Source organism: Marinobacter shengliensis, from assembly GCF_003007715.1.
Classification (GTDB): domain Bacteria; phylum Pseudomonadota; class Gammaproteobacteria; order Pseudomonadales; family Oleiphilaceae; genus Marinobacter; species Marinobacter shengliensis.
Genome location: NZ_PXNO01000025.1, coordinates 1 through 12,830, shown reverse-complemented (window position 1 = coordinate 12,830; position 12,830 = coordinate 1). Strand labels below are relative to the sequence as shown.

10 protein-coding genes are annotated in these 12,830 nt (G+C 55.3%); 1 reads left to right on the top strand and 9 read right to left on the bottom strand.

Annotation, left to right across the window (positions count from 1 at the left end; translation table 11 throughout):
* Window positions 1-10: 10 nt before the first annotated feature.
* The 4 genes from C7H10_RS12855 to C7H10_RS12840 form a co-directional block, all read right to left on the bottom strand.
* Entirely contained in the window at window positions 11-385 is a 375-nt protein-coding gene (locus C7H10_RS12855) for a hypothetical protein (protein ID WP_061333445.1), read from the bottom strand.
* Complete coding sequence (locus C7H10_RS12850) at window positions 357-1,769, bottom strand: hypothetical protein (protein ID WP_106695225.1); 1,413 nt, start codon at window positions 1,767-1,769, stop codon at window positions 357-359. Before C7H10_RS12850 ends, C7H10_RS12855 begins: the two co-directional genes overlap by 29 nt.
* A gap of 203 nt (window positions 1,770-1,972) precedes the next feature.
* Window positions 1,973-4,606: a DUF6351 family protein gene (locus C7H10_RS12845; RefSeq protein ID WP_106695224.1), complete on the bottom strand. Its 2,634-nt coding sequence runs from the start codon at window positions 4,604-4,606 to the stop codon at window positions 1,973-1,975.
* 161 nt (window positions 4,607-4,767) lie between these two features.
* A complete protein-coding gene (locus tag C7H10_RS12840; RefSeq protein WP_061333448.1) occupies window positions 4,768-5,208 on the bottom strand; it encodes a VOC family protein in 441 nt (146 codons plus the stop codon).
* Window positions 5,209-5,267: 59 nt separating this feature from the next.
* Between C7H10_RS12840 and C7H10_RS12835 the strand changes: the two genes are divergently transcribed.
* Window positions 5,268-6,176 carry a DUF1853 family protein gene (locus C7H10_RS12835; protein WP_106695223.1) on the top strand — a complete coding sequence of 303 codons (909 nt, stop codon included), beginning with the start codon at window positions 5,268-5,270 and terminating at the stop codon, window positions 6,174-6,176.
* Here the strand turns inward: C7H10_RS12835 and C7H10_RS12830 are convergent.
* The 5 genes from C7H10_RS12830 to C7H10_RS12810 all read right to left on the bottom strand — a co-directional run.
* The gene (locus C7H10_RS12830; RefSeq protein WP_279629215.1) at window positions 6,165-6,530 is read right to left on the bottom strand and encodes a TA system antitoxin ParD family protein; all 366 of its coding nucleotides are present in this window, start codon (window positions 6,528-6,530) and stop codon (window positions 6,165-6,167) included. The genes C7H10_RS12835 and C7H10_RS12830 overlap by 12 nt on opposite strands.
* Window positions 6,531-6,653: 123 nt before the next feature.
* Window positions 6,654-7,178 carry a hypothetical protein gene (locus tag C7H10_RS12825; RefSeq protein WP_106695221.1) on the bottom strand — a complete coding sequence of 175 codons (525 nt, stop codon included), beginning with the start codon at window positions 7,176-7,178 and terminating at the stop codon, window positions 6,654-6,656.
* A 20-nt stretch (window positions 7,179-7,198) separates the two neighbouring features.
* The gene (locus tag C7H10_RS12820) at window positions 7,199-8,272 is read right to left on the bottom strand and encodes a hypothetical protein (RefSeq protein ID WP_208622837.1); all 1,074 of its coding nucleotides are present in this window, start codon (window positions 8,270-8,272) and stop codon (window positions 7,199-7,201) included.
* The gene (locus C7H10_RS12815) at window positions 8,269-11,649 is read right to left on the bottom strand and encodes a toxin VasX (protein WP_106695220.1); all 3,381 of its coding nucleotides are present in this window, start codon (window positions 11,647-11,649) and stop codon (window positions 8,269-8,271) included. Before C7H10_RS12815 ends, C7H10_RS12820 begins: the two co-directional genes overlap by 4 nt.
* The coding region (locus C7H10_RS12810; protein WP_279629214.1) for a type VI secretion system Vgr family protein at window positions 11,646-12,830 on the bottom strand (1,185 nt) is incomplete at its 5' end. The genes C7H10_RS12815 and C7H10_RS12810, both read right to left, overlap by 4 nt.

Below are 12,830 nucleotides of genomic sequence, written 5' to 3'. Positions count from 1 at the left end.
GGCGATCGGTTCAGTTCCAAACCACCCGTTGTTCACCCCGGTGGTCCAGGCGCCACCACTTCTCATCTTCCACCGGATCGCCCTCTTTCCAGTCACCGGTGCTGCACCGTATCTCCCCTTCCATGGCCCGCCAGGCACTTCGGGCGCAGTCCAGGTCGCTGTTCCAGGGCAAATCGTCGCCCTCCATCAGCACAGAGGTAAACCTCTTTCCAAAGGCGCCGGGATACAGGGTAATCCGCAAACGGGTACCATTGAACAACGCACTTCCCTTCACCACCGACGTGACATCCGAATCGTCCAGTTGAACGTCATCAAGCTGGTTCTCCAGCCAACCGGATACGGCCGCCGGTTCCAGATCACGAATATAAATTTCCAGGTCCTGCACCCAAGGTATCTCCCTGCTGTTGTTCACAATTCAGCACATAGTGAACCGGCCCGGGCCTGGCTGCAACCCATCGTTCCAGTTCCTGGCGAAGATCCTCCACCAATAACCGGCGCAGGGTGCCGGAGCGCTTACGTTCGTGCCAAACCACCTCAGCGGCGGCTTGTTCAAGATCCAGTTGTTGTATCTGCAGCTCTACCCGCTCAGCACACTCCCCCCGGGCGAGGGCCACCAGGGACTGGCGCCGAAGGGTGTCGTGTTCTGCCGCCAGAGCCACCGCCTCCAGCGGTCCCCGGCTGGCAAACAGGTCAAGCCTGGCGGCTGCCCGGTGCAACCATTCGAGCATACCGCCGGGCGTTGCTATACTCCGTGTTTGGCGGGACGCCGCATACTCCATCGCTGCCGGCGACAATTGCAGGTTCCAACGCTTTTCGATGGCTGGCTGGTGTGCTGTCAAGATCGCTCTTCTCTGCGCCTCGCTAACACCCGGCATCGCCATGGTTTCCAACTCCCGGCCCAGAATGGCGGCCAACCGGCGGTTGTCTGTTCGTCCTTTACCCCTGTCGTCTGATGCCAGCATCAGGATTGGCCCCTGCCATCCTGTCACCAGTTCCCGAACAGCACCATCCGGCATGCTCATCAGTTCCAATAGGTCGAGCGGTGCCACATTGTCCAGAATCATCGCTGGCCACTGTGCGACTCCGCCCCCGCCTGATGGGACCACCGGCTGATCGGACGCCATCACCTCTGCCTGGCGGCGCAAGTCCATCTGCACCCACGAGAATCCCGGCGTCGCCAGCAACATCCTCAGCCAGGCGGTTTTTCCGCTACCACGGGGGCCTGCTACCCAGATCAACCCATTCCGGTTTGCGGATAAAGCCACCACAACGTCCTCAGCCAGCTGCAACCAGGCTGGATCAGTCACCGTAACGGGGCTGAAAGGTTGGTCAGAGGAAGCCGGAGGCGTGCAGGCCTCACCCTCCGCACTCGGCCAGTGGCTGACCAGTTCCAGCACCGCCACATAGGCTTTGTCTTGCAGGCGCTCGGCAAGGTGAACCAGCCCATGCAACAGTACAGGCCAGTCCAGCCAGGGCTGATCGGTCGCTTCACGGGTGCTGGAAATCCAGTAGATAAGCTGGGAAGACAGGTCCCCATCGCCACGTACTTCTGCAACAATGGGTTGTTCACCCTGGATGGTGCGAATCAGTTCGTCCAGGTCCACCCCCTGCCGTTTCAGAAACGCAACTGCCTCAGGAACGGCATCGAGCAATGCCAACAGGTAGTCTTCAACCGTAATCACCGAACCACCGCGGCTGGCGACATTGTTGCGGGCCTGCAAGAGCGCAGTCTGACACTGGGGCGCAAGGCACCCTTGCCAATCGTCCATCGGCATTCTCCTTCCTTGGGTTTGGGGCAGCATCATCCTGATGCGTGTTTGATCAGCGAGGAATTTTAGGGGGAAGAGCGACCAACAGCAACGGTTAGCCGCCGGTTTTGCTGAGTCGGCCGCACTCTGTTCAGGTTGGGGTTGGGGCCGATGCCTTGCAAGCCAATCACAGGGCCAGGCGCAGCCCGACCCTGTGGCCCTGATCACTCAGCTTGATTGGATGACAGGGTGACCGCAAACGCCGGTGAAGCCCACCCCGGAACAGGCTGATCGTTGCTGCTCAGCGGCGCGCCGCCATGCACCACCGTCTCGGCATCACCATAGTGCATCCACGTGACGGTTGGCACCTGGCCAACCGGTGGCTTGCTGTAGTCACACACACCGTTCGGGAAAATCTCCGCAACCTTCTGGGCAAAGTTTTCAGAGGTGAAAATACCTTGGAGCAGATTGGCGGGATAATCCGCAGGGTCAACCGGCTTGAGCTGACACTTGTTATTCAGGGTGCGAATGTCATCTCCAGCCACTGTTCTTGGGGTACCAAACCGGGTTTGCACCAGCAGGGCCTGGGTTTCAACAATCGGGTCTGTGATCGGCGCCAACAAATCAGTCACCAGCGAGGGCAAGCCAAGGGCGCCAAGATCCAGGCCGCACACCTGCCCGGTGGCCACGTCCAGGATTTCACCCATCTCGGCCGGCAATCGGTTGGTTGGCAAGTATTCCAGGCCGGGCAAAACCGGGTCCGGGTACAACAGGCCACCGGTCAGCGGCAGCATGACACCCCATTCGGCGGTAGCGCCCGACAATGAAAGGCAGCGATCACGGGCGAAGCCGGGCCGGTTACGAATCACTTTCTCCGGCAGGCTATCGTGCCGCTCATCCGCCTCGATGCCCGCCAGCCACTGGTCCATGGTCAACAGGGCCTCAGTGGTAAACACGGTATCCCCGGCGATCGGGAAGGCGCCGTACCAGATGACATGGTTGAGCGAATGGCCCTGAACCTCCTCAATGCGGGCACGGGTTTGCCAGGAGTGGAAGGCATCGTGGGCAAAGCCGGGGTCCGGGCCTCGCAGATCAATCATCGGCACACCGGCAAGATTCTCTGCCGTGTTGATGGCGCCGGTGCGATAGGCATTGGTGATGGCCTGGATGTCTCCCCGGGTGCGCTCTGGCTGATACTTGATGTCCACGTTGAAGCCACCAATCCCCCGGTTTAGATCCAGGAACTGTGGGCCGGTAATCAATCCCCGCTGCAGGGCTCTGAGGCCGTACTGAACCCCTTCGTTATCCAGCGGAATACCGGCAAAACCCCGGCCCAAAAGCTGTTCATTTTCAGACCACACCTCCGGTGGCCGCTCGCCAAACTGGTTGACCATGTAATCGATCAACCCGCAGCGCAGGCCGCCCGGTCGTTCCTCAGGATGATAAACCTCAACGCCCTCCTTCAGGCGCCGGCAATCTTCCTGGTCTGGGTAGGCCGCCGGGAAGAAGGCCAGGTCTGAAACCACTGGATTAACGGGCAGGTGCCCATAAATAAAGGGCCACTGGGTTGGCAGCAAACCGTTCGTTAGCAGATCCGTCATGAAGGAGAAGAACCCTTCCGGACCCTCCGGCATCTGCAGCCCAAGGTAGTTGCTGATCAGGTTGTAGTCGGCAAACTGGGTAGCGGTGGTCCAGACATCCGGATAGGAACACTGAACAATCAACCCCTGATAGATACCGGGGTAGGCATTGGCAATGTGTTGCTGGGCAATCGCCCCACCCGAGCAGCCAGTGCCAATGGTGTAACGGACCGGGCCATAGTTCTCGATGATGTGTTCCTTGGCCATCATCAAAGACTCGGCAGCGGTCACCAGATTCACGTTGTGGCCAAGATTGGCCTGGGCGGTCGACAGGGTTACAAAACCCCGGGCCAGCGCCACGGAAATACTGTCTCCCAGCAACAGCTCGTTACCGCTAGTCAGGCCGGAAATGTCACCGTTGGGCGGACTGCCCATACCGTAACTCACCCCCACGTTACCGCCGTGATGAACCAGTACTTTCCCGTTCCACTGCTCCTGGGGATTCAGGGCGGTCCAGTCGTTTCCGGGTTGGAACAATGACATTACCTGGTAACGGTCCCTGTTCAGCACACCGGTTTCCACACGAACGATGAACGGCATTTCAACGCCTTCATCGGTGGTCACGGTGGCGATGTCGTCATCGGCGGGAGGGTTTTCCGGGTCGTAAGGCAAAAAAGCATCCGGCAGGCCGGGGTCTTGCGGATCAAACTCGGTGAACAATCGGGTAAAGCGTTCCGCAGGAACATATTTGAGGCGGTATTCCGCAGGCTGGTTGCATTGCTCATCCACCGCAGCGGCGTTGGTGCAGGTCCAGGGTTGAACCTGGGGGCCCGAAAATACCGGCCCACCTTTCGGGTGATTAGTGATGGTCTTCACCAGCCGGCTACTGCGATTATCCAGCAGCACTTCCAGCGTGTTATCACCCAACGCCAAGCCGGTAACAAGGCCTCGCAGCTGGCCAGACTCCATCAACGCGAACTTCGCCGTTACGTCCTGTCCGTTAAGCAACACACGGGCCGCCCCCGGGTTGGCAGCCTCGATGTCGATCAGAGCGTCACCACCGCTGATCAGATCGGCGCGATTGGACAGAACCCGCACCTCGCCCTCACCTATTGGCAGACCCCTGTTGCCATCAGACTGACCGGGCGGCGTAGTGCCCGGAACCGTCGGCCCCGGGCCCTGGGCATTGGTATTATCGGAAGCGTTCTCTGAACCGGAACCCCCGCACCCCACCAAACCCAGCATAACGGTTGCAACCAGAGCGTTTCTGGAGAACATAACGACCACCTCATTTGTTGTTGTTTTAGTAACAGAGCGTTACATAGCGCAACAAATGATAAGCGAGTGTTATGTTTCAGAGCCTTGGTCAAATCGCCCGGGGTCTGCGTCAAAAATGTGAATCAAGTCTCACTTTAGCCTGACCAATAGACTCCATGACCTCACCAGGTACCGGTGTTTTCCATACTGGCCCAGGGCTCCTGCGCCGGCAGCGCATCGCCCTTCTGCAGCAGTTCAATCGAGATATTATCCGGCGTTCGAATAAAGGCCATATGGCCATCCCGAGGCGGGCGATTGATGGTAACGCCGTTGGCCTGGAGCCTTTCGCACAGCGCATAAATGTTCTCCACCCGGAATGCCAGGTGCCCGAAATTCCGGCCGCCAGTGTACTCCTCAGGGTCCCAGTTATAGGTAAGTTCAATCATCGGCGACCTGTCTTCACGGGCACGGGCTTCGTCTTCCGGGGCCGCCAGGAACACCAGCGTAAAACGGCCTTTCTCACTGTCTTTACGAGAAATCTCCACCATACCCAGCAGGTCGCAGAAGAAATGGAGTGTGTCGTCCAGATTGCTGACCCGAATCATCGTGTGCAGGTATTGCATATAGGGCTCCTGTGGTTGCGTGGCTCTCAAACACGCCCAGTTTACGTTATTCTCAGGCCATGACGACAAACGCAGAAACCGAAACCCTGCTCAACCTGCAGATACCGGCCATCCGGCATCTCGCCTGGCTGTGCACGGCACCGCAACTCCTGGCCGCCCCCGTGAGCTTTGAGCCACTGCAGTGGCTGCCCGATGATTACCGCGACAAACTCAAACACTGGGACAAGCACCCGGACACCATGCCAGCAAGACTCGCGGCCACTACCGAGCGCCGCCTTGGCCATTACTTTGAGCGTTTGTACGAAGTGCTCCTGGTCGACCTTCTAGGTTGGGAACTGCTGCTAAAAAACCAGCAGATCAAGGCCGGCAACCGAACCATCGGCGAGCTGGATTTTCTGGTGCGGAATCCACACACCCGGTGCCTGGAACACCATGAAATTGCCATCAAATACTACCTGGGCGTCAACGAAGGCCCCGACATTACCAAGTGGTACGGGCCAAACGCCAGGGACCGCCTGGACCTGAAAGTAGACCGAATGCTCAGCCACCAGAGCCCTATGGCACAGCGGGAGGAAGCGCAGGCTCTGTTAACAGAGCTGGGGATTTCAGAACCGATTATTCCGCTAGTGTTTCTGCCGGGTTATCTGTTCTATCCGGATGACGGAGTGGCACTTCCGGACTATGTGCCGGCGGGCCATAGGCAGGGGCGATGGTGCTATGCCGGCGATTTGCAGAGCACCGACCTGACGGGTTGGGTTGCGTTGAAAAAGCCACATTGGATTGGGCCTTGGAGGCAGGGTGCCCAGCCTGATATTGAGGCGGCGCGGGAGGCAGTGGCATTTGTGGAGGCCCAGGGCGTGCCGGTGTTGTTTGCGCGGGTGGAGTGGCAGCCGGGGATTGGGTGTTGGGTTGAGAGGGAGCGGTGGTTTGTGGTGCCGGGGGAGTGGCCTTTGGGCTCATTTGTTTGATGAGAAAGATCGCACTAATTCACGAGTACCGTCAGGATGAATGGCCTCAAGGAACCCGGGATTTTCTATCGAGCACTGGTACACTGTTCGACTGTGAGCAATAGTCTTAGCAAGCTCTCCCGAATCACGGGCAGCATCCACCTCAGCCCATAATTCATCACCGGATACCGGCTCCGGAACTAACGGCTCCACCTTTACCCGACGATTGCCCTGCGCAATGGACATCAGATCCTCAGCCGAGACTTCGCCAGCGACAATCCTGCCAATCTCCGCCCAGTATTCTATCTGCTTGGGTGTAGAGCGCCGCTGAACCTGAGCCTCTGCTGATGCTTCACGGATCAGTTTGTCATCGATTCGAATGGAGTTGCCATGATGCCCTCCTGAAATGGTTGCCGCGAACCATGTGTACAGATTACTACAGGTGTTGCGTTTTGCGACAGGCCGGAGATTGCATTGACGTGGAGACTACAACTTCAGCTATTCGAAGATGTAGTCTCCACGTTCGTCTTTCCTCACATCCAAAAACCCCATGTGAGGAAACAGGCGAACCTTGACCGAGTACGAAAGAACGCCCCCGGCAACGGCAAGCAATACACCCACGATCGAGACAACCGGGAAATGGTTGAAGAAATAGGCATAGCTGGCAACAACGGTAATACAGAAGAGCATAAATGATGCGTACCCCGTAAAGGACATCCTAAACAGCCCGACAAAATAAAAAATCGTCAAAATGAAAGTCGCTACGATACCCTGCCAGCCGAACTCCTCATCCATCGGGACCACATTGGAGTGGATCACCCAGATCCCGAAACATGCCTGGAGCAGGCAGAGCACTATGAGAACTCGGTTCAGCAGGACGGTTTGCGTAGAGGATGAGCCAGGCTCGAACGTTGCAATCTTTTGAGCCAGACGCATTTGATTGCCCGACTGCTTTTTGAGCTGTTCGAAGATTTCGTTCCGGCTTAAGCCCTGCTTCATGAGATCTTTTATTTGGCGATCCATAATTTACTATCCTTTTAATATCAAATTGGCCAAGCGCCGGCAGGCCTCTGTTTACGGTATTCATCCATCGATATCTTGCCCAGTTGCGGTGTAAGCTTGCATTTGCGCTTATCCCACGGATACTCCACTTGGCGCTTCAACCACTCAGCACCCTCACCCTGTCTCCACGCTTCCAGATCCAAGTCTCGCCAAAACCGGGGATTACGCCCGATGCGCTCGTCATGCTCCGCAGTGACCGGGTCCAGATGCCGGAACGGCTCCAGTCTTGGCACATCAGGTAGGGGCTGGGAGGTGTCCATGTAGCGTTGAAGCATGTCCCACAGCGCCATCACCTCTTCCTTCGATGGCTCGACCCGGCTCAGGGACGTCTGGCTGAATTCTTTAGCGGTATAGCGATGCACGAACATCAGGCGATAAAAGACACCGCCGGCTTCAATGACTCGCTCCACGTAGGCATCGAACTCCTCAAAGGGTGCTGTCAGTTTCTTGCCGCCCGGCATAGCGAAACTTACCTGACCGGTCTCACGACTGAAGAAGCTTTCGCCCGCTTCGAGGCCTCGGTCCAGGAGCTTGCTGAGGAGTTTGTCAAAAGGTTTCAATAACAAGGCGAATGCGCCCATAACCCAAGGCATGGTTTTTATGATGACGTATAGTGACAGCGGAATCCAAATCACCATTACGATAAGAATAGCGATTACCCGGAGCAAGTGTTCCGCATCAACCGTAAATAGAATTGCATTGTATACAGTTAAGATTCCACCACCGACTAATACTACGCCTCCCCATGTATATGGTATAAATAATAGCAGTATAGAAAGCCCGATAAACGCTTTACCATTGAGAAACCGAATCTGGCGCTCGTCCCACCACCAATCACTCGAATGGAAGGCATCGGGATCGCTCTGATCCTGATGTTGAACTTCACCTACATCCTCACAAACCCTATAGTAAGGCTCAATCTCCGCATAATCCCCAACTGGCTGGATATCTTGACCAAGACGCCGTCTACTCTTCACAGGCTCAGGAACAGCCGAAATCTGACTATTACACAACTCACTATTATGATTTCTGATTTTTTCTTCGCTTTGACTCACACCGTTACCTCTTTAACAATCCAGTACGGTACAGGATCATTGTTGAAGGGATTAAGTGAGTGTTGCATTTTATCGGGCAACACCTCATGACGCGCCACCTCAAACGGTTCATAATGATCTAATATTGGAGCGGGAAACCAGATCTCTCCGATTTCACTTTCGATACGGGCCTGCAATACAACCCTTAAACTAATAGTTCTTTTTTCACTATAATTATGCGACTTGAACTCACTCCCAGTCATTTCTCGCTCAACAATAAAATGGACCGAATTCTCATCCGGTATAGAGACCCAGGCAGTAACCCGTTTCAGTGGTACTTTTCGAGTCAAACTGAAATGGTCTGCACTCCAAGCGGCTGTTTTCGAGGTCTGAATAGTCGTGTGGGTATATTCCAGTTCTTGGACACCGAGACGTAAACCCGCTTTTTTACCGTTTCCAATATCTGCGGCTCCGCCATAATCACTCTTGCCAAACTTAAATCGGCTGATTAATGGGGAGCTCACCGTCACCCTGTAGTCATTTGGTGAAGGGTTTTGATCAGCAAACATTGCCTTATCGGCTTGACTCAAGTCAGCGTAACGTTTTGCGCTCACTTTTACCGGTGAGAACACGCTAAGCAACTGCGCGTAATACGATGCATCATCGTTTGGAAGCCCCGGATGGCTCGGACCAATCCCCAAAGGCCCACGTTTCAATACTTGCTCAAATTCACTATCGGTCGCAAGGGCGGCATATACGCTGCCACCCAAAACAAGCCCCAACCCAAACAATGCCCACCCCCATCCAGGGACGAACAGTAACCCCTTCATTAGCTTGGAAAATACGAAAATACTTCCACCAATAACTGCTAGCCCATGCCCCAAAGCAGCGTCAAAATCACCTCGATCTACACTGTTACGAAAATCCCATGCACTGATCCCTACCATTACACCGGCGGCGAAGAAATTAACCAAAGACATCGAGCGCACTATAGTGCTCGCCCCAACATGTGCAAGGCGTGCGTGAATCAACGGTCCGATGAGCGGAACTGATCTCATCTCAAAGAGTGGCCTGAGTATCAATTTTGATACTAGCTTGCTATCCGCTGGAGAAGTTATAGTGTGTATTTTCATTAAAGCGGCAGCTAAGTCTAAACCCGCTCCAAAAATCTTTACTGCTGAAAAACCGTGGTTGTTGGATTTTAAGTCCTTCAAAGACCAGAACTCTGTCATGAGATTAAATGCAGCCAAACCCACCAAAACCCGAGACAACCCAGGACCGTCGGCAACAGCCTTAGCCTTATTAGCCCAATCAAATTTCCACGCACTGAACTTTAGAGCTTCCGGATGATCAATCGGCAACACAAACACCCAGGTGTGGGCAGCCGCCTTCATCACAGCTTCTCCAACCTCATCAGCAAGCCTTGCCGGACTGGTGGAGGCAACTTTTTTACCAGCCGCGTCAACCCGATCAGCAAACAGGTAGTCGTTGCGCCTTGTTAACGCCTCACTCTGAAGGTCCGCGTCAGTCAAACCAAACGAGAGTCCTTTCCCATGCACTCCGACAATGCTGAAGCGCGTCAGGTCTACAGCATCCCGGCGCATCACTCTTAGTTCGCCGCCGAGTTTTGGATCCGCAATATCAGCCGCTTCACTGACTGCGGCAAACACCCGCTCCAGCTTGATGGCCGTCAAGTCGCCACTTTCACGTAAACGATCAGCGACCTTGAGAACAGCCCCACTCCAGCCACCCAGCGCAGTTTCAAGCATTCCCGCAACAGTGCCGGCAGAGCCAACAGAAACTGAAGAATTGCCGTCATCATTAGTGTCAGAATCAGCCTCCTCATGCTTTAACTGCTGCGCAATGGTGCTAATGGCCGACAGGCCCAGTCCACTCAGATGCTGTTCTGTGAGCGTGTCGTGCTTGTTAGATAGAGCTTTTAAATGCGCCAGCAGCGGTGATACTTCTCCCTCTGCACATCCTTCATTAGCTAAAGCAGCAATAATCGAACTCTTGTCCAATCCCTGCTTTAGCAACCTAGATAGAATACTGGGTGCCTCCTTCCCCTGCGCCCTGAAAATACCGGGCAATTGCTGAATGAGGTCGAGCAGACCTGTATGCAGAGAGAATGCTTCACATGGGCCAAGCCCTGTGTGATCTAGGTAATCACCGCAGATTGAATCAAACTCACCGCTATCAACCAGTGTTTCGAGTTTCTTCAGATGCCCCGTTATCTTCTCAAGCATCATCTGGCGCTCTGAATGCTCCAGGATTTGATTGAGCTTGTCCTGATCTACTGCTGCTCGCAGCTTTCCGATCTGATCGCTTGAGTCAGATGCCTGCGGATCAAACAAGGTTTGACGTATCAGCATCGCTGAATGAACCAGCGGCTTTTCCTGTATGGAGAGATCAATAGCATCGAGATAGTGAAGCGCCAATTGAAGCTGCGCCAACGAGTGGCGTAACCTGAACAACGGATCCGGGATAGCCACGCAAACGACCCCCTTCTGCGAGCGAAGGTGCTGCAAAAGATCCGCTCCAGGTGGGCAGGTAAGGTCAAGAATGTTCGCCGACTCCCTCGCCTGCTTCTCGTTGCTCTCCAATAACTTCGCAAGCTTGCTGCATAGTTCGTCTTCACCCGGCCCTTCAAAACTGAGCACGAAGTCGCAGGGATTCTCTATCATCAGTTCAATGCCCAGATCCCTGTGCCTGAGCTCGGGTGCATCCTCAACACGTGATGCCGGGAATCCGGTTTCAAAACTCAATGTATCAACCGATGTGACAGCCCAGGCGTGACCCACACCCGTCGTCCTTGCATTACGAGTCGCTGCACTCTCTTCAAGTTTTTGGATGTAGGCCCAATCCCACTGGATTTCACTGTAGGCCATGCGGAAATCGTGCATCACCGCTTGCCCCTGGAGAAACACCGGAACAAGCACATCGTCCAACCACTGCCCGGCTGATGGGCGTATCATTCTCAAGTCAGATTCTGGGTCACCAACCTCCGCCCGCACTGCCTGTAGATCAATATCGCTGAATTGGGAGTTCTGACTGATCTCTAATTCTCGCCAGAGCTTGTCTTCGCGGAAAATATAAAGAAAGCCAGGCCGCAACAGTGCTACGCCTTTCCCTTGATAAACGGGGGCATTGGAGCCACTTCTAACAGGCAAGTTGCTGGCGATCTCTGCCAGGGGCTTGATCCTTACGAGGGTATTATCCTGGTAATCTTCACGCTCGATGTTAGATCTTGCGTGCTTCAGGAGAGGAATCGAGATCTTGCCGCCTTCGCGCTTGGGCACAGTCAGTACGAGATCCGCGGGGTCGGTATCGTCGTAATCTGCTGTTCGTAAAATCGAGCGATCCCGGGATTCATCTGAAAAATCCACAGTATCCGTCATACAGTTTCCTCCCCATCAGTCCCTTTAATCGCTTCCACAGAATCTCGCTCAAGATGCCCACCAATCACATCAATGATCAGTTTCCGATCGGAGCCCGGTAACTGATCAAACTCCTCTTGGTCAGGAGAGGCAGATTTGCGCTGGCCAACCATTGCCAGTTCGGGAGGCTGTGGCGTTGCCGCCCCATCTTTGCCAACGAGATTTGGAAGTTCCGGATGAACAGAACTTTGCCCAGCCCCACTCCCCGGCGCCCCACCAGAATTTATCTTGATCCCAGGCCCAGCCAACGTAACCCCGCTTGGGTCCAGCTTGATAAAGCTGCCGCCACCAGAAATCGTCAGCTCCGCCCCGGCATCCAGCACCACTTTCTCACCGGCTTTGTGATGAACTTCTGTGCCGGCTTCCGAGGCCATGGTGCGGCCGGTCTTCTGGTGGAAACTGCCGGCGATGGTCTGGCTGCAATCGGCGCCGACAGAGACTCGGCTTTCACCATCGGTGGTGCAGTGGTCTGCCGCTTTCACATGGCTGAACTGGTGGTTGTCCACCGTCAGGTGGCTGTCGTTCTTGATGACTTCGGTGCGGTTGTTTTCGGTCAGCAAGTCCAGGTCTTTCTGGGCGTGGACGTAGATCTGTTCCTGGTCCGCTTCGTCTTCAAATCTGAGTTCGTTGCTGCCCTCACCCTTGTGGGTTTTGGTTTTTAATGTGGTCCGGGTTTTGTGTTCCGGCAGCGCATACGGCGGTGTGTTGGTGGCGTGATAGGTTCGGCCAGTGATGATGGGCTGGTCCGGGTCGCCGTCCAGGAAGGACACAATCACTTCGTTACCGATTCTGGGCAGGGCCATAAAGCCGTATTGGCCGCCGGCCCAGCCCTGGGCTACGCGTAACCAGGCGCTGGAGTGTTCGTCGTTCTTGGAGTAGCGGTCCCAGGGGAATCTCACTTTCACCCGGCCGTACTGGTCGCAGTGGATTTCTTCACCCTCGGGGCCGGTGACGATGGCCATCTGGGGGCCGTCCATCATGGGTTTGTGTTCACACACTGGCCGCCAGGTTTTATCGGCCGGGATGGCGGTGAAGTCGTTGTGGTAGCTGGTGGGTTCGCTGCCACCCTCTTCTTCCATGGCCTGGGGCTGTTTGCCGGTGTGGGTGATGGCGGTCAGCAGCCATTCCCGGTTCAGGCTCTG

Bases quoted from the DNA above. Each gene is read 5' to 3' on its own strand.
- C7H10_RS12850 (WP_106695225.1), bottom strand. From the start codon at position 1,769: ATGGACGATTGGCAAGGGTGCCTTGCGCCCCAGTGTCAGACTGCGCTC.
- C7H10_RS12845 (WP_106695224.1), bottom strand. From the start codon at position 4,606: ATGTTCTCCAGAAACGCTCTGGTTGCAACCGTTATGCTGGGTTTGGTG.
- C7H10_RS12840 (WP_061333448.1), bottom strand. From the start codon at position 5,208: ATGCAATACCTGCACACGATGATTCGGGTCAGCAATCTGGACGACACA.
- C7H10_RS12835 (WP_106695223.1), top strand. From the start codon at position 5,268: ATGACGACAAACGCAGAAACCGAAACCCTGCTCAACCTGCAGATACCG.
- C7H10_RS12825 (WP_106695221.1), bottom strand. From the start codon at position 7,178: ATGGATCGCCAAATAAAAGATCTCATGAAGCAGGGCTTAAGCCGGAAC.
- C7H10_RS12815 (WP_106695220.1), bottom strand. From the start codon at position 11,649: ATGACGGATACTGTGGATTTTTCAGATGAATCCCGGGATCGCTCGATT.